General features: G+C 65.7%; 16 protein-coding genes and 1 pseudogene. 10 read left to right on the top strand and 7 right to left on the bottom strand.

The features are described from left to right. Positions 1-34: 34 nt before the first annotated feature. Together ilvN and LDZ27_RS05440 are read right to left on the bottom strand one after the other, a co-directional pair. Positions 35-526, bottom strand: coding sequence for an acetolactate synthase small subunit (gene ilvN / locus LDZ27_RS05445; protein WP_008341906.1), 492 nt, complete (start codon positions 524-526; stop codon positions 35-37). A gap of 107 nt (positions 527-633) precedes the next feature. After that, positions 634-2,397, bottom strand: coding sequence for an acetolactate synthase 3 catalytic subunit (locus tag LDZ27_RS05440; RefSeq protein WP_244815686.1), 1,764 nt, complete (start codon positions 2,395-2,397; stop codon positions 634-636). A 379-nt stretch (positions 2,398-2,776) separates the two neighbouring features. Between LDZ27_RS05440 and LDZ27_RS05435 the strand changes: the two genes are divergently transcribed. The 10 genes and pseudogenes from LDZ27_RS05435 to LDZ27_RS05390 all read left to right on the top strand — a co-directional run bounded on the left by LDZ27_RS05435 (position 2,777) and on the right by LDZ27_RS05390 (position 9,852). Beyond that, complete coding sequence (locus tag LDZ27_RS05435; protein WP_244815685.1) at positions 2,777-3,340, top strand: RNA polymerase sigma factor; 564 nt, start codon at positions 2,777-2,779, stop codon at positions 3,338-3,340. Continuing rightward, entirely contained in the window at positions 3,337-3,789 is a 453-nt protein-coding gene (locus tag LDZ27_RS05430) for a DUF3619 family protein (RefSeq protein WP_244815684.1), read from the top strand. The genes LDZ27_RS05435 and LDZ27_RS05430 overlap by 4 nt, the downstream gene beginning before the upstream one ends. A gap of 29 nt (positions 3,790-3,818) precedes the next feature. Continuing rightward, entirely contained in the window at positions 3,819-4,568 is a 750-nt protein-coding gene (locus LDZ27_RS05425; protein ID WP_244815683.1) for a DUF3106 domain-containing protein, read from the top strand. Positions 4,569-4,575: 7 nt separating this feature from the next. Next, the gene (locus LDZ27_RS05420) at positions 4,576-5,094 is read left to right on the top strand and encodes an RDD family protein (protein WP_244815682.1); all 519 of its coding nucleotides are present in this window, start codon (positions 4,576-4,578) and stop codon (positions 5,092-5,094) included. A 95-nt stretch (positions 5,095-5,189) separates the two neighbouring features. After that, positions 5,190-5,982: pseudogene (locus tag LDZ27_RS05415) on the top strand (UDP-2,3-diacylglucosamine diphosphatase). Positions 5,983-6,022: 40 nt separating this feature from the next. Then, positions 6,023-7,054, top strand: a complete 1,032-nt coding sequence (locus LDZ27_RS05410) for a glycosyltransferase family 1 protein (protein ID WP_244815681.1) — start codon at positions 6,023-6,025, stop codon at positions 7,052-7,054. Continuing rightward, positions 7,051-7,590, top strand: coding sequence for a diacylglycerol kinase (locus LDZ27_RS05405; protein WP_244815680.1), 540 nt, complete (start codon positions 7,051-7,053; stop codon positions 7,588-7,590). Before LDZ27_RS05410 ends, LDZ27_RS05405 begins: the two co-directional genes overlap by 4 nt. A gap of 172 nt (positions 7,591-7,762) precedes the next feature. Then, positions 7,763-8,503 carry a TetR/AcrR family transcriptional regulator gene (locus tag LDZ27_RS05400; RefSeq protein WP_244815679.1) on the top strand — a complete coding sequence of 247 codons (741 nt, stop codon included), beginning with the start codon at positions 7,763-7,765 and terminating at the stop codon, positions 8,501-8,503. After that, on the top strand, positions 8,500-9,084 hold the full coding sequence (locus tag LDZ27_RS05395) for a TIGR00730 family Rossman fold protein (protein WP_244815678.1): 585 nt from the start codon (positions 8,500-8,502) through the stop codon (positions 9,082-9,084). The genes LDZ27_RS05400 and LDZ27_RS05395 overlap by 4 nt, the downstream gene beginning before the upstream one ends. Positions 9,085-9,105: 21 nt before the next feature. Then, the gene (locus LDZ27_RS05390) at positions 9,106-9,852 is read left to right on the top strand and encodes an SDR family oxidoreductase (RefSeq protein WP_244815677.1); all 747 of its coding nucleotides are present in this window, start codon (positions 9,106-9,108) and stop codon (positions 9,850-9,852) included. A gap of 18 nt (positions 9,853-9,870) precedes the next feature. Here the strand turns inward: LDZ27_RS05390 and LDZ27_RS05385 are convergent, their stop codons facing one another. The 5 genes from LDZ27_RS05385 to LDZ27_RS05365 all read right to left on the bottom strand — a co-directional run bounded on the left by LDZ27_RS05385 (position 9,871) and on the right by LDZ27_RS05365 (position 15,140). After that, a complete protein-coding gene (locus LDZ27_RS05385; RefSeq protein WP_244815676.1) occupies positions 9,871-10,746 on the bottom strand; it encodes a DUF5672 family protein in 876 nt (291 codons plus the stop codon). Positions 10,747-10,831: 85 nt separating this feature from the next. Continuing rightward, positions 10,832-11,416 carry a DUF924 family protein gene (locus LDZ27_RS05380; RefSeq protein ID WP_244815675.1) on the bottom strand — a complete coding sequence of 195 codons (585 nt, stop codon included), beginning with the start codon at positions 11,414-11,416 and terminating at the stop codon, positions 10,832-10,834. Continuing rightward, positions 11,413-12,144, bottom strand: a complete 732-nt coding sequence (locus LDZ27_RS05375; protein ID WP_244815674.1) for an alanyl-tRNA editing protein — start codon at positions 12,142-12,144, stop codon at positions 11,413-11,415. Before LDZ27_RS05375 ends, LDZ27_RS05380 begins: the two co-directional genes overlap by 4 nt. An 83-nt stretch (positions 12,145-12,227) precedes the next feature. Further along, the gene (locus tag LDZ27_RS05370) at positions 12,228-12,635 is read right to left on the bottom strand and encodes a group II truncated hemoglobin (RefSeq protein ID WP_244815673.1); all 408 of its coding nucleotides are present in this window, start codon (positions 12,633-12,635) and stop codon (positions 12,228-12,230) included. Positions 12,636-12,650: 15 nt separating this feature from the next. After that, positions 12,651-15,140 carry an ABC transporter permease gene (locus tag LDZ27_RS05365; RefSeq protein WP_244816046.1) on the bottom strand — a complete coding sequence of 830 codons (2,490 nt, stop codon included), beginning with the start codon at positions 15,138-15,140 and terminating at the stop codon, positions 12,651-12,653. Between the last annotated feature and the right edge of the window lie 74 nt (positions 15,141-15,214).

Genomic DNA, 15,214 nt, shown 5'->3' with positions numbered 1-15,214 from the left:
CTACTTGTGCTGCAATTGAATGGATGAGGCGCCGTCACACTTTCAGGATGCGCTCGCCCCGGCCGATGCCGGAGCTGCCCGTGCGAACCGTCTCTAGAATCGCCGTGGCGTCGAGCGCCTGAATGAACGCGTCGAGCTTGTCGGACGCGCCCGTCAGTTCCATCGTGTAGGTCTTTTCGGTCACGTCGATGATGCGGCCGCGGAAGATATCCGCCATCCGCTTCATCTCTTCGCGTTCCTTGCCGACCGCCCTTACCTTGATGAGCATCAGCTCGCGCTCGATGTGGGCGCCCTCTGTCAGGTCGACCACTTTCACCACCTCGATCAGGCGGTTCAGGTGCTTCGTGATCTGTTCGATCACGTCGTCCGAGCCAATGGAGACGATCGTGAGCCGCGACAGCGAACTGTCTTCGGTCGGTGCCACCGTCAGCGTTTCGATGTTGTAGCCGCGCGCGGAAAAGAGCCCGACGACGCGCGATAACGCACCCGGTTCGTTTTCCAGCAAAACGGAGATGATGTGTTTCATGTGTCGTTTCCCGATGTTTATCCAGTTGAGTTTCGTCGCGGATTCACGCGCGGCACATGTCTTTTGTGGAGACAGGCGCACGCGAACCCGCGCAGGCGAAACCCGCCTTACAGATCCTCAGACCCGAGCAGCATTTCCGTGATGCCTTTACCGGCTTGCACCATCGGGAATACGTTTTCGGTGGGATCGGTCTGGAAGTCGAGGAATACGGTGCGATCTTTCAGGCGCAGCGCTTCTTTCAGCGCCGGCTCGACGTCCGCCGTCTTTTCGACGCGAATGCCGACATGCCCATACGCTTCGGCGAGCTTCACGAAGTCAGGCAGCGCATCCATGTAGGAACTGGAATAGCGCTTCTTGTACTCGATCTGCTGCCACTGGCGGACCATGCCCAGATAGCGGTTGTTGAGCGAGATGATCTTGACGGGCGTGTCGTACTGCTTGCACGTCGAAAGCTCCTGAATGCACATCTGAATCGAGCCTTCGCCCGTGATGCAGACGACTTCCTCGTCGGGATGCGCCATCTTCACGCCCATCGCGGCGGGCAGGCCGAAGCCCATCGTGCCGAGGCCGCCCGAGTTGATCCAGCGGCGCGGCTTGTTGAACGGATAGAACTGCGCCGCCCACATCTGATGCTGGCCGACGTCCGAACAGACGAACGCGTTGCCGTCCGTCAGCTCGTGCAGCTTTTGCACGACATATTGCGGCTTGATGATCTCGCTCTTGCGGTCGTAGGCGAGACAGTCCTTCGCGCGCCAGCCTTCGATGTCGTTCCACCACGTCTTCAGCGCTTCGGCGTCGGGGCCGTGCTCCGCGTGCTGAAGCTGCTCGATCAGTTCCTTCAGCACTTCCTTCACGTCGCCGACGATGGGAATATCCACCTTCACGCGCTTGGAAATGGACGACGGATCGACGTCGATATGAATGATCTTGCGCGGCGACGATGCGAAATGCTTCGGGTCGCCGATCACGCGGTCGTCGAAGCGCGCGCCGATGGCGATCAGCACGTCGCAGTGCTGCATCGCCATGTTGGCTTCATACGTGCCGTGCATGCCGAGCATGCCGAGGAATTTCTTGTCGCTTGCGCGATAGCCGCCGAGGCCCATCAGCGTGTTCGTGACGGGATAGCCGAGCAGATCGGCGAACTGGTTGAGTTCGCGCGACGCATCCGCGAGGATGATGCCGCCGCCGGTGTAGATATACGGGCGCTTTGCCGACAGGAGCAGTTGCACCGCCTTGCGGATCTGGCCGGAGTGGCCCTTCGTGACCGGGTTGTACGAACGCAGCGACACGCTCTTGACCGGCTCGTAGCGGCAAGGCGCTTTCGATACGTCCTTCGGAATGTCGATCAGCACCGGGCCGGGACGTCCCGTGCGCGCGATGTAAAACGCTTTCTTGACGGTTTCCGCGAGATCGCGCACGTCCTTCACGAGGAAGTTGTGCTTGACGCAGGGCCGCGTGATGCCGACGGTGTCGCATTCCTGGAATGCGTCGAGGCCGATGGCCGCGGTCGGCACCTGTCCGCTGATGACGACGAGCGGAATGGAATCCATGTAGGCCGTGGCGATGCCGGTGACGGCATTGGTGACGCCGGGGCCGGAAGTCACGAGGCACACGCCCACTTTACCGGTCGAACGCGCATAGGCGTCGGCGGCGTGGACTGCGGCCTGTTCGTGGCGCACGAGAATGTGCTGGATCTGGTCCTGTTTGTACAGCTCGTCGTAGATGTAGAGTACCGAGCCGCCGGGATAGCCCCAGATGAATTCGACGTTCTCATCCGCGAGCGCGCGCATGAGCACGGTCCCGCCGATCGAACCGGCTTCGTGAGGGGGAGTGGTATCCGACGTGGAGAATTCCGCGCTAGGCATGTTCATTCATCACCTTTCGAATTTTCGGCAAAAAATTGATCGGGTGCTCTCTGCCGGGCTTGTGGCTCGGGTTCAAGCGGCGCGTCTTGGTTTGACAGGCGAACTTCTTGGGCTCGCCTCAAAGCAGACATTTCACTTTTTGATGCGAGTCGGGAAAGATAGCCCGGTTTCGCGCGGCCGGTCAAGCAGAAAGTTCCGTCGACGCCCGCGCCGGGCGCCGTGGGGCCGTCGAGACAGCGCATAACGGCGTTGCGCGAACGCAATCCGGAACACAAATCCTTCCCGGTTTGCTCCGGCCCCAGCGAAAATTTGCTAGCATCCGCGGGTTTCCCTGCAACTTCACAATCTCTTTCGACGCAAATTCGTTGCGCCGGGTCCCCAACGGATGGCATCAGACAAGGAACTCGCCGACTTTCTGGCGGGCGTCGAACGACGCGCGTTCAAGCAGACCGTCTACACCGTGCGCGATGACGACGCGGCGCTGGACATCGTCCAGGACGCCATGATCAAGCTCGCGGAAAAGTACGGCGACCGTCCGCCTGCCGAGCTTCCTCTTTTGTTCCAGCGTATCCTCCAGAATGCGACGCACGACTACTTTCGCCGGCAGAAAGTACGCAATACGTGGATCAGCCTTTTCTCGTCGTTCGGAAGCGCCGACGACGACGAATTCGATCCGCTGGAAACCCTCGAATCCGAAGACGGCGCCGCCGGCAGCGAGAGTAGCGAGAACCGGCTCGAACGCGAACAGGTGCTGAACCTGATCGACGCGGAAATCCAGAAATTGCCCGCGCGTCAACGAGAAGCTTTTCTCATGCGTTACTGGGAGGATATGGATGTCGCTGAGACGGCCGCCGCGATGGGCTGTTCCGAGGGCAGCGTGAAGACGCACTGTTCACGCGCCACGCACGCACTCGCGCAAGCCCTGAGAGCCAAAGGGATCACGCTATGAGTTCCGCTTTAGAAACGAAAGAAAACGACTTCGCGCTGAAGGTGATTCGCGCGCTCGACGAAAACACGTCGGCTATGCCGGCCGCCGCCGTCGATCGGTTGGCAGAGGCGCGCCGCGCGGCCATCGCGCGCAAGAAGCCCGAGAAAGTGGCGGTCGCCGTGACCGCGCCCGCCTTCGCGCCGGTGTTCGCCGGCGCGGGCGCGGCGCTTTCCGCGGGCGGCCCCGCCGACGCGCATGGCCGCCGAAGCCTCTTCGCGCGGCTCGGCGGCTTCGGCCTTGCCGCGCCGCTCTTCGCGCTCGCTGTCGCGCTGGCGGGCGTCGCGTACTGGGAAGATCAGGAGCGCAAGGCCGAACTCGCCGACATCGACGCGGCCATGATGAGCGACAGCCTGCCGCTCGACGCCTATCTCGACCACGGCTTCAACGCGTACCTGACGCGCAATCACTAAGCATCGAACATAAGCGGGGGAATTTTCGGGTGAGTTACAAGCGCGGTCTCGCGATTGTCTTCGGCTGCGCGATTGCGGGCGTGATCGCGTTCGCCGCAACCTACCCGCGCTTCTACTCGCCCACGGCCGCTCCCGCGTCGGCGGCCGCGCCGAGCAGCGCGAGCGCCGGTGCCGACACCGCGCTTCTGCCGCTTGCCGCGCTCAACGCGGAAAGCCCGCTCTCGTGGAACCGCCTGACCGACGCCCAACGCGTCGCGCTCGCGCCGTTCGCGACGCAGTGGGACTCGTTCAGCGACGAGCGCAAGCAGAAGTGGCTCAAGATCGCGTCGCGCTATCACCGCATGTCGCCCGAGGCGCAGAAGCGGCTGCATCAGCGCATGCAGGAATGGGTGCGCATGACGCCCGACCAGCGCAAGGTCGCGCGCGAGAACTATCAGGTTTCGAAGTCGGTGCCGCCCGACAAGCGCGAGAAAGCGTGGGACGCGTACCAGAAGCTCTCGGAAGACCAGAAGAAGAAGCTCGCCGCGAGCGAGCACAACCGCCGCCCGACCGTCGTCAGCGCGCCGCCTACCGGCAAGACGGAAGTGAAGGACATCAATCGTCTCGTCACGGCGCGGGAACAGGGTCACGCGGCCGGGCACGCGGAAGGCGCGTCGGGCATGGCCGCGCCTGCGTCGGCGGCGCCCGCGCATGCGGCGCCCAACGCCGCGAGCGTGGTTCCCGCCACGCCGATCCCCGTCTCGCCGCAGCAGGCGCCCTCGATGTACAACGGGTCATAGCCGAGCGATGAGCGCCCAAGCCGCCGCGGCCATTGCGCCGCTCACCGCGCCCAGCCTGCGCCGCCGCCTCGCGACGATGGTCTACGAAGGCGTCATCCTGTTCGGCGTCGTGTTCCTAGCCGGCTATCTCTTCAGCACGCTCACGCAGCAGCGCAACGGCCTCACGCATCACAACTGGCTGATGTCGTGGATCGGCGTCGTGCTCGCCGCGTACTTCGTCTGGTTCTGGACGCACGGCGGCCAGACGCTGCCGATGAAAACCTGGCGCATGAAGCTCGTCGACGCTCACGGCCAGCCCGTGACGCCCGGCCGGGCGCTCGCGCGCTACGCGCTCGCGTGGCTGTGGTTTCTGCCGCCGCTCGCGCTGCATCCGCTCTTCTCGCTCGCCGTTCCTCAGACGCTCGTCGTATTCGCCGTCTGGGTGGCGCTCTGGGCCGCCGCCGTCCGGCTCGATCCCGCGCGCCAGTTCCCGCACGACCGTCTCGCCGGCACGCGCATCGTCGCGGCGGCAGCGAGCGCACGCTGACCCTTCCCGCACGTAATAAGAACTTCTCGTGACTGTCACGGCTCGGTCACGGCCGCATGGCGCAATGCGCGTACCGAAACCCGACGCGCGAGCCTATGGCCCTCACTCCGTCAGTCACGCCGGCATTCGATTCCTCCACCGCTCATCGCTTTCGCAGTTCCAGCTTGCGTGCCGATCCATCGGCGCTCAAGCCCGACTCGCCCGACGCAGCCGATCCCGCGCGCGGCGACGATTCAGCGGACGGCCCGCACCGCTATCGCACGATCTGGCTGTCTGACATCCACCTCGGCTCGGGCGGCTGTCAGGCGGCCTATCTGCTCGATTTCCTGCGGCACCACGAATCGGAGTACCTGTATCTCGTCGGCGACATCATCGACGGATGGCAGCTTCGCAAAGGCTGGTTCTGGCCGCGGCGAAGCGTTCCACACCACGCTCGCGGGCAAGCGCCTGTGGATCGTGCACGGCGATCTCTTCGACGGCGTCATCCAGCACGCGAAATGGCTCGCCTATCTCGGCGATACCGCGTACACCGCGATCCTTCTCCTCAACCGCTGGTTCAACCGCGCGCGCACGAGGCTCGGCCTCAATTACTGGTCGCTCTCGCAGTACCTCAAGCATCAGGTGAAGAACGCGGTCAACTTCATTTCGCAGTTCGAACGGGTGATGACCGACGAAGCCCGGCGGCGCGGCTGCGACGGCGTCGTGTGCGGGCATATCCACAAGGCGGAGATCCGCGACATCGACGGCATTCTCTACTGCAACGACGGCGACTGGGTCGAGAGCCTGTCCGCGCTCGTCGAAACCTGCGACGGCGAATTGAAGATCGTCTACTGGACCGTCATGCGTTCCCCCGAACAACGCGCCATGAATGCCCGCGTGACGCTCTGAAGCGCACGCCGCCGATACCAGGAACCCGAGGGAAATTGCCATGAAAATCATGATCGTCACCGATGCATGGGAGCCGCAGGTCAACGGCGTCGTGCGCACGCTCAAGAACACGACGAAGGAACTGATGGCGCTCGGGCATCGCGTCGACATGCTGACGCCGCTCGAATTCCGCACGATTCCCTGCCCGACTTATCCCGAGATTCGCCTTTCGCTGATGCCGCGCCGCCACGTCGCCGAGCGCATCGACGCGTTCGCGCCCGACGCGCTGCATATCGCGACCGAAGGCCCGCTCGGGCTCGCCGCGCGCGCCTATGCGCTGCGTCACAAGCTGCCGTTTACCACCGCCTATCACACGCGCTTTCCGGAATACGTGAAGGCGCGCTTCGGCATTCCGCTCGCGCTCACGTATCGCTTCCTGCACTGGTTCCACGGGCCGTCGCAGGCGGTGATGGCGCCCACGCCGGTTGTGAAGAGCGATCTCGAACGTTACGGATTCACGAACGTCGTGCTGTGGACGCGCGGCGTCGATCTCGACATCTTTCGTCCGATGGACTCGAAGGTGCTCAACACCGCGCGCCCGATTTTTCTCTACGTCGGGCGCGTGGCGATCGAAAAGAACGTCGAAGCGTTCCTGAAACTCGACTTGCCAGGCTCCAAGTGGGTCGCGGGCGAAGGCCCGGCGCTCGCGGAACTCAAGTCGCGCTACACGAACGTGAACTATCTCGGCGTGCTGTCGCAGCCGGAACTCGCGAAAGTCTATGCCGCCGCCGACGTCTTCGTGTTCCCGAGCCGCACCGACACCTTCGGCCTCGTGCTGCTCGAAGCGATGGCTTGCGGCACGCCCGTCGCGGCGTATCCGGTGACGGGTCCGATCGATGTGCTGGGCGAACACGGCCCCGGCGCGCTCAACGACGACCTGCGCGAAGCGTGCCTTCAGGCGCTGAAAATCGAGCGCGCCGATGCCCGCGCGTGGGCCGAACGCTTTTCGTGGCGCGCGGCGTCGGAGCAGTTCGCATCGCATCTGCGGCAGTTCGGGCCGCGTGAGGCGAGCGCAGACCGGGCGGCCGCATGACGCGTCGCGCGCTGGCCGGGGAGCGCGCGACAGCAGACGCGCGCGATCCCTTCGACGACGACGACGCACAAGACGTCATCGACACGCCCGCGCCGGTGGCCGAACCGCTCGGCCCCGACGACCTGCCCTTCAACCCGTACAAGGGCAATCGCGGCTTCACGCGCGCGTGGCACGCGATGAAGAACTCGCTCTCCGGCTTTCGCGTCGCGATTCGCGAAGAAAGCGCGTTTCGCCAGGAACTGACGCTCGCGGCGATCCTCGTGCCGGCGAGCCTCGCCGTGCCGGTCGCGCCTGTGGAACGCGCGGCGCTGATGGCGTCGGTGCTGCTCGTGCTGATGGTCGAACTGCTCAATTCGAGCGTCGAGGCCGCGATCGATCGCATCTCGCTCGAACGACACGAGCTGTCGAAGCGCGCGAAGGACTTCGGCAGCGCCGCCGTGATGGTCGCGCTCGCGGTCTGCGTCCTCACCTGGGCGATGATCCTCTGGCCGCACGCGCCCGCCTTCGCCGCGTGGATCTCGCGCGCGCTGAACTGACCGCGCGCTGAAGCGGTCGCGCGCCGTGTCCCGAAATCGGCGATGCCCGCCCGGGAACGCAAGCCCGTCCGCCAGAACGCGCGGTTTATAATCGTCCGATATTCTCAAAAATAGCAACGGAACCGGACGCGCGCGCGAGCGCCGCCGCAGCCGGATGCCAAGGTCGGACGACATGGAAGCCAAACCTCCCCGCCGCACCCGCGAACGGATTCTCGAGCTGTCGCTGAAGTTGTTCAACGATATCGGCGAACCCAACGTCACCACGACGACGATCGCCGAGGAAATGGAAATCAGTCCAGGGAACCTGTACTACCATTTCCGCAATAAGGACGACATCATCAACAGCATCTTCGCGCAGTTCGAGCAGCAGATTCAGAAGCGGCTGCGCTTTCCGGACGATCATCGCCCGACGATCGACGAGATGTGGTCCTATCTGCAGTACATGGCCGATTTTCTCTGGACGTATCGCTTCCTGTATCGCGACCTGAACGATCTGCTCGCGCGCAATCGCACGCTCGAGACGCACTTCAAGCAGATCATCACGCACAAGGTGCGCTTTGCCGGCCAGTTGTGCGAAGCGCTCGTCGCCGATCAGGAAATGGTCGCGACGCCCGACGAGATCAAGGTGATCGCGACGAACATCGGCGTAATCGCGACGTACTGGCTCTCGTATCAGTACGTGATGAACCCGCGCAAATACAACGATCAGGAAGCGATCCGCGCGGAGCTGCATCAGGCGAGCCTGCATATCATCTCGATCATGGCGCCGTATCTGCGCGGCCGCTCGCGCCAGATTTTCGACGACCTCGTGTCCGGCAAGCTGCCCAAGCGCGAATACGCGGACTATCTTCCGCCGCGCGACGATGCTGCCGCAGCCGCGAAAACCGATACACCGAAGGACTCAGAAGCATGAAAGCAGTGTGCGTGTATTGCGGCTCCGCGACCGGAGCCCGCCCCGTCTATGCCGAAGCGGCCAAGGCATTCGGCCGCGCGCTCGTCGCGGCGAACCTGTCGCTCGTCTACGGCGGCGGGCGCGTCGGGCTGATGGGCCTCATCGCCGATGAAGTGCTCGCCGCCGGCGGACGCGCGGTCGGCGTGATTCCCGAATTGCTGCTCGCGAAGGAAGTGGGACACACCGACCTCACCGAACTGCACGTCGTGCCCGACATGCACGAGCGCAAGAAAAAGATGGCCGATCTCGCCGACGCGTTCGTCGCGTTGCCGGGCGGCGTCGGCACCTTCGAGGAGTTTTTCGAGGTCTACACCTGGGCGCAGCTCGGCTATCACCAGAAGCCTGTCGGCCTGCTCGACGTGGACGGCTATTTCGCCCCGCTCATGTCGATGCTGCGCCACACCGTCGACGAAGGCTTCATGCGCGAGCCGTATCTCGATTTCATACAGGTCGCCGCTGAGCCCGAAGAAATGATCGCGAAGCTGCAACGCTACACGCCGCCCGCCATCGACAAATGGGCGCAAAAGCGCGACGCCGTCTGACTGCCACGGAGCCGAAAAAAAATGTCCAAAGTGATCCTGATTACCGGCGCGAGCCGCGGCATCGGCCGCTCGGCGGCGATTCTCGCGGGCGCGCGCGGCTGGTCGGTCGGCGTGAACTACGCGTCGAACGCGCGCGCCGCCGATGAAACCGTCGCCGCCGTGAAAGCCGCCGGCGGCGATGCCATCGCCATTGCAGGCGACGTGCGCGACGAAGCCGCGATCACCGCGATGTTCGACGCGACCGAGCAAGCCTTCGGCAAACTCGACGGCGTGGTGAACAACGCGGGCATCGTCGCGCCGGGCGCGGCGCTCGCTGACATGGACATCGAACGGTTGAGGCGCATCTTCGACACCAACGTGCTCGGCGCGTATCTCTGCGCGCGCGAGGCGGCGCGGCGGCTCTCGCGTGCGCGCGGCGGCAACGGCGGCTCGCTCGTGAACGTGTCGTCGGCGGCGGCGCGGCTCGGCGCACCGAACGAATACGTCGATTACGCGGGCTCGAAGGGCGCCATCGACGTGCTGACCATTGGGCTGTCGAAGGAACTCGGACCGCACGGCGTGCGCGTGAACGCGGTCCGCCCGGGCCTCATCGAGACGGACATCCACGCGAGCGGCGGCAAGCCCGACCGCGCGCAGGTGCTCGGCGCGCAGACACCGCTCGGGCGTCCCGGCTTGGCCGACGAAGTCGCGGAATCGATCGTGTGGCTGCTCTCGGATGCGTCGTCGTATGTGACGGGCGCGCTGCTGGACGTGACGGGCGGACGCTGATTCCAGCGCGAGGCGGGTTCAGGCGTCCTCGGGAAGAAACTGCACGCGATAGCCGCGCGCCTCGAGCATTCGCGCGATGTCCATCTCGCGAAACGCCCGTTCCGCGATGCTGCGCTTGGTCCGATACTGCACCGTCGGCGGATCGATGCTCACGAGCCGCCGCCAGCGGCAGTGATGCCCGAAGAGCGACATCATGTTCACGTCGCGATGCACCGGCCCCGCATGTTCGATGCCGAAGCGCAGGCACATCTCGAGCGGCGCGAAGCGCAAGCCGACCGCTTCGAGTTCGGGCCGCAGCACGCACGTGAGCTGCACGTCTTCGTTCAGCGCGCAGTTGGTCCATTCGACCTCCAACGCATCGCCAGCGATCTTGTCGGGCGCGGGAATGGTCATCCTGATTTCGGGATGGTCGATGAGCGCGCGCATCATGCGGCGGCTGCGCAGGCAGAAGCCGCCGTTGATCACCGGCATCACCGCCTGACCGGGCTTATCCAGTTCGCCGCTCCACGTGTAATGCGTGACCCAGCGCGTGCCCTCTTTCGCGTCGATGCGGCCCACATGCGCGGTCGGGCCGACATAGTCGTATTCGAGGAAGTCGTCGCTCCAGTTGGCCGTGTCGAGCACCCAGCCATCGTCCTGAACGATCAGCGCGAACTCCGTTTCCACCACGCGCCAGAGCGCGTACATCATGAACCACGAGTATTCGTGATAGTTGAGCGGCGCGATCCTGCGGTGCTCGATGCCGTCAGGCAGATGCGCGGGCGCCTGAGGACTGCAGAGCACCGCGCGCGCGCCGGGCATCTGGCGCAGGCTCAAGCTCAGCGCGTACACGGCGCGCTGCGTGTCCGACAGTCCCGTGACGGAGACCAACGTGATCTGGCTGAAGTCTTTCATCGCCTTTCGCATGAAGTGAAAGACGATGAAGATAGGCGAACGCCCGGCGCGCCTCCATAAACGGAGTTCTATAAAAAGCGGCAGCCTAGAAGCCGCCGTGTTGCGCGAGCCACGCCGCTTCTTCCGGCGACGTCTCGCGCCCGAGAATGCGGTTGCGATGCGGATAGCGCCCGAATCGCCCGATGACTTCGGCATGCGCGAGCGCGGATTCGTAAAAGCTCGCGAGGCCGGTCTCTTCCTTCAGCGCGCGAAAGAGACGCACCGACTCGCGCTGGCTTTCGCGCGATTCGTCGTGCTCGAACGGCATGTACGCGAACGCGCGATGACACGCGCTCGGCAAGCGAAGATCGTCGCCGGTCTCGACCAGCGCCTTTGCGAGCGCGAGCGCCCGCGCGTCACCCGCGAACGCGCGCCGCGTATTGCGATGGCAATTGCGCGAGAACTGATCCAGCAGCACGATCAGCGCGAGCGTGCCAAGCGGCGAGCGCTCCCAGTCGCGCAAGCCGCCCGCCTGCGCGGAGTCGACGAGCGCGCCGAAACGCGCGGCGAGCATGGCGTCGAAAGCGCGCTTTTTCTTCCACCACTGCTTGCGTTCAATCCCGAAATCGGGCGAACCCGGCGCGCCGAACCACACATCGAGGATGTCCTGCGCGCGAGGATCGACGTTCAAGCCAGTTCCAGCACGAGCCGCCGCGTGCGCGCGCTTTTCTTCTCCAGCTTCGCGATGCGCAACGCGCCGATCTCGCCCGTGTTGCGCACATGCGTGCCGCCGCACGGTTGCAGATCCACATTCTCGATGCGCAACAGCCGCACGCGGCCGAGGCCCATCGGCGGCTTCACGCTCATCGTCCGGACGAGTTCGGGGCGCGCGGCCATTTCGTCATCGGTGATCCATTCGGTGCGCACGTCGTGCGATCCGCCGACGAGTTCGCGCAGCTTCGCTTCCACCGTTTCGCGCTCGATCGGCTCGACCGTCGCGAGATCGAGCCGCGCGTAATCGGTCGTGATGCTGCAGCCATCGACCGGATACGGCAACACCGCGCAGATCAGGTGACTCGCCGTATGCAGCCGCATATGCCGATACCGCCGCTCCCAGTCGATTTCCGCGCTGACCGAGTCGCCGACGTCCAATCTCGCGAGCGCGTCTTCCTGGCCGGGCGCGGGGACGTGCACGGCGTCGTCGGGCGTCGCGCCTTCGAACTTCGCCTTGCGCGTATCGGCAATCGCGATGCGCGTGCCGTCCGCGAGCGTGAGCGTGCCCGCATCGCCCGCCTGACCGCCGCCGAGCGGATAGAACACGGTCTGGTCCAGATGAATGCCCGCCTCGTCGATGGCGGTCACGGTCGCGTCGCAGCGCGTCCGGTAGGCGTCTTCGCGAAAGAGTGCGCGTGTGGTCATCGTGTGGTCCTTTGTTCAGCGAAGCGAAAGCGCAGATGATGCCGCACGCACGCGCGGCGCCGCCCGGTACACATCCGGCGCGATCAGCCGGGACGGTTGCGCATCCAGTCGGCGGTATCGAAGAACGACGTGAGCAGGCGCTCGCGCAGCGGCTCGGGAAGGCCGATGTCCTGCATCGCCCAGGCCATGCAGCGCAGCCATTGATCGCGCTCGGCCGACGCGATCGCGAACGGCAGATGCCGCGCGCGCAGCCGCGGATGCCCGAAGCGGCTGATGTAATGGTCCGGGCCGCCCATCCAGCCGCACAGGAACCAGAACGTCTTGTCGCGCGAATTGTCGAGCGTCGGTGGATGCAGCGCGCGCAGGCCCGCGAATTCCGGCTCGAGGTCCATCAGGTCATAGAAACGGTCGACGAGCGCGCGCACGCGTTCCTCGCCGCCGATCAGCTCGAAGGCCGTCGGTTGTTGGCTTTGGTCGGTTACTTCGGTCATTGCTTGAAAAGAGCGTTAAGCATCCCGCAGCGACTGCAGCGCCGGACGCGCGAGCACGCGCCGCAGACTGAGCCAGCCGCCGAACCCCGCGCAGGCGATGCCCGCCACGACGCCCGCCGGCACGAGCCACGGATTGAAATCGATATGAAATTCGAACACGCGCGAGGCGAGCACATAGCCGATGCCCTGCGCGCCGAGCGCCGCCATGAGGCCCGACAATCCGCCGACCGCGACGAACTCCGCAATCTGCACCGCGCGCACCTGCTTGTGCGACGCGCCGAGCGCGCGCAAGAGCGCCGACTCGCGCATGCGCTCGTCGCGCGTGCCCGCGAGCGCCGCGTACAGCACGAGCACGCCCGCCGCGAGCGTGAAGAGGAACAGGAACTGCACCGCGCCGATCACCTGCGCGAGCGTGCGCTGAATCTGCGCGAGGATCGGCGCGGTGTCGATGGCCGTCACGTTCGGGTACGCGGCGATCAGGCCGTCGATCATGCGCTGGTCGTTCGCGGGCAGATGAAAGCTTGTGATGAACGTCGCGGGCAGGTCGGCGAGCGCCTCGGGCGGCATCAGCACGAAGAAATTGACCTTGAACGAATTCCAGTCGACCTTGCGCAGGCTCGTGACGGGCGCCTCCACCGGCATGCCGGCGACATCGAAGCGCAGCGCGTCGCCGAGTTTCACGCGGATCGTCTTCGCGATGCCCTCTTCGATCGACACCTGCGGCTTCGCGCTCGCGCCGAACCACGCGCCCTGCGTCACGCGGTTGTCGTCAGGCAGCGCGGTCGTGTACGAGAGGTTGAATTCGCGGTCGACGAGACGCTTCGCGTCGGGCTTCGCGTAGCTGTCGGGATTCACCGCTTGCCCGTTGATCGCGACGAGGCGCGCGCGCACCATCGGCGAGAGCGCGGCGTCCGGCTGGCCGTGGCCGTGCAGATAGGCGAGGACGCCGTCGCGCTGGTCCGGCTGGATGTCGATGAGAAACTCGTTGGGCGCATCCGGCGGCGTGGCCTCGCGCCAACCCTTGATGAGATCGTTGCGCGTCATCGCGATCAGCAGAAGGCACATCAGGCCGATGCCGAGCGCCGTGATCTGCAACGCGCTCGCGCCGCTGCGCCGCTCCAGCGACGCGAGCGCATAGCGCCAGCCGACGCCCGCGCGGCTCTTCTCGCGCCGCACGAAGCGCGCCGCCGCGAAGAGCGCCGCGCGCGCCACCGCGCCGAACAGCAGCAGCCCCGCCGCGAATCCGCCCGCGACGATGCCGCCGAGCTTCCACTCGCCCGCGGCGATCACGAGCAGCGCCGCGAACAGCACGACGCCGACGCCATACGCCGCATACGCGACGCGCCCCGCATCGCCGAGTTCGCGGCGGATCACATGCACGGGCGGCACGCGCGTCAACGGCAGAAGCGGCGGCAGCGCGAAGCCGAGCAGCAAAACGAGGCCCATCGCGACGCCTTGCAGCGCGGGCCACACGCTCGCGCGCGGCAGTTCGACATCGACGAGCGAGCCGAGCCAGTGCAGCAGCACGAGATGGCCGATGAACCCGAGCGCGATGCCCGCCGCGCTGCCGATCACGCCGATCGCGAGGAATTCGTGCAGGAAAAGCGCGCGCAGCGTGCGCTGGCTGACGCCGAGACAACGCATCGCGGCGCAGCCGTCGAGGTGGCGCCGCGCGAAACGGTGCGCGGCCATCGCGATGGCGACCGCCGCGAGCAGCGCCGTCAAAAGCGATACGAGCGTGAGGAAGTGGCTCGCGCGGTCGATGGTCTGCCGCACTTGCGGCTGGCCGTCCGAGAGCGATTCCAGCGCGACGCCGCGCAGCTTGCCGCCGTCGGTCTTGCCGCGCGCGAACTGCGCGAAACGCTCGACTTGCGCGTCCGGCCCCGCCACCAGCAGCCGATACGTCACGCGGCTTCCATAGCCGATGAGCCCGGTGCTCGCTATTTCGTCGGCGCGCATCATGAGGCGCGGCGAGAAGTTGACGAACGAGAAGCCGCGATCCAGCTCGCGCGTGATGACGGCCGCGACCGTGAACGTGCGCGTGCCGACCTTCACCGTGCCACCGACCTTCGTCTTGAGCGCATCGACGAGGGCGGGATCGGCCCAGACGGTGCCGGGCGCGGGAATGCCGCGCGCGGGGGCGTCGGGGAGATCGGGACCGGGCGCGATGCGCACCGCGCCGCGCAACGGATAGCCCGGCGTCACGCCCTTGACCGCCGCGAGCCGCGAGAGCGATTGCGGCGCGGCCGAGGCGATCATGCTCGGGAAAATCGTCGTGCCCGCGGTTTCGAGACCGAGCGATTGCGCTTCGCGCGCGAACATCGGATCGACGGGATGATCGGCGCGCACCACGAAGTCCGCCGCGATCATCTGACGCGCATCGCGCGCGAGCCCCTGCCGCATGCGATCCGCGAGAAAGCCGACGCTCGACAGCGCCGCGACCGCCAGCACGAGCGCGAGCAGCAGCATCGTGAGTTCGCCCGCGCGCCAGTCGCGCGCGGTCATGCGCCACGACTGGCGCAGCGTCTGGAGGAAGTCGAGCCGCGCTCGCGGGTGCGTGTCGTGAATAGAGGGCGAGC

The organism is Caballeronia sp. Lep1P3 (assembly GCF_022879595.1).
Lineage (GTDB): Bacteria > Pseudomonadota > Gammaproteobacteria > Burkholderiales > Burkholderiaceae > Caballeronia.
The sequence above is the reverse complement of the archived record's forward strand: the minus strand, read 5'-3'. Positions and strand labels throughout refer to the sequence as shown.

Excerpts from the sequence above, each read along its gene's own strand:
- ilvN (WP_008341906.1), bottom strand. The coding sequence starts at position 526 with ATGAAACACATCATCTCCGTTTTGCTGGAAAACGAACCGGGTGCGTTA.
- LDZ27_RS05440 (WP_244815686.1), bottom strand. The coding sequence starts at position 2,397 with ATGAACATGCCTAGCGCGGAATTCTCCACGTCGGATACCACTCCCCCT.
- LDZ27_RS05435 (WP_244815685.1), top strand. The coding sequence starts at position 2,777 with ATGGCATCAGACAAGGAACTCGCCGACTTTCTGGCGGGCGTCGAACGA.
- LDZ27_RS05430 (WP_244815684.1), top strand. The coding sequence starts at position 3,337 with ATGAGTTCCGCTTTAGAAACGAAAGAAAACGACTTCGCGCTGAAGGTG.
- LDZ27_RS05420 (WP_244815682.1), top strand. The coding sequence starts at position 4,576 with ATGAGCGCCCAAGCCGCCGCGGCCATTGCGCCGCTCACCGCGCCCAGC.
- LDZ27_RS05410 (WP_244815681.1), top strand. The coding sequence starts at position 6,023 with ATGAAAATCATGATCGTCACCGATGCATGGGAGCCGCAGGTCAACGGC.
- LDZ27_RS05405 (WP_244815680.1), top strand. The coding sequence starts at position 7,051 with ATGACGCGTCGCGCGCTGGCCGGGGAGCGCGCGACAGCAGACGCGCGC.
- LDZ27_RS05400 (WP_244815679.1), top strand. The coding sequence starts at position 7,763 with ATGGAAGCCAAACCTCCCCGCCGCACCCGCGAACGGATTCTCGAGCTG.
- LDZ27_RS05395 (WP_244815678.1), top strand. The coding sequence starts at position 8,500 with ATGAAAGCAGTGTGCGTGTATTGCGGCTCCGCGACCGGAGCCCGCCCC.
- LDZ27_RS05390 (WP_244815677.1), top strand. The coding sequence starts at position 9,106 with ATGTCCAAAGTGATCCTGATTACCGGCGCGAGCCGCGGCATCGGCCGC.
- LDZ27_RS05385 (WP_244815676.1), bottom strand. The coding sequence starts at position 10,746 with ATGAAAGACTTCAGCCAGATCACGTTGGTCTCCGTCACGGGACTGTCG.
- LDZ27_RS05375 (WP_244815674.1), bottom strand. The coding sequence starts at position 12,144 with ATGACCACACGCGCACTCTTTCGCGAAGACGCCTACCGGACGCGCTGC.
- LDZ27_RS05370 (WP_244815673.1), bottom strand. The coding sequence starts at position 12,635 with ATGACCGAAGTAACCGACCAAAGCCAACAACCGACGGCCTTCGAGCTG.
- LDZ27_RS05365 (WP_244816046.1), bottom strand. The coding sequence starts at position 15,140 with ATGACCGCGCGCGACTGGCGCGCGGGCGAACTCACGATGCTGCTGCTC.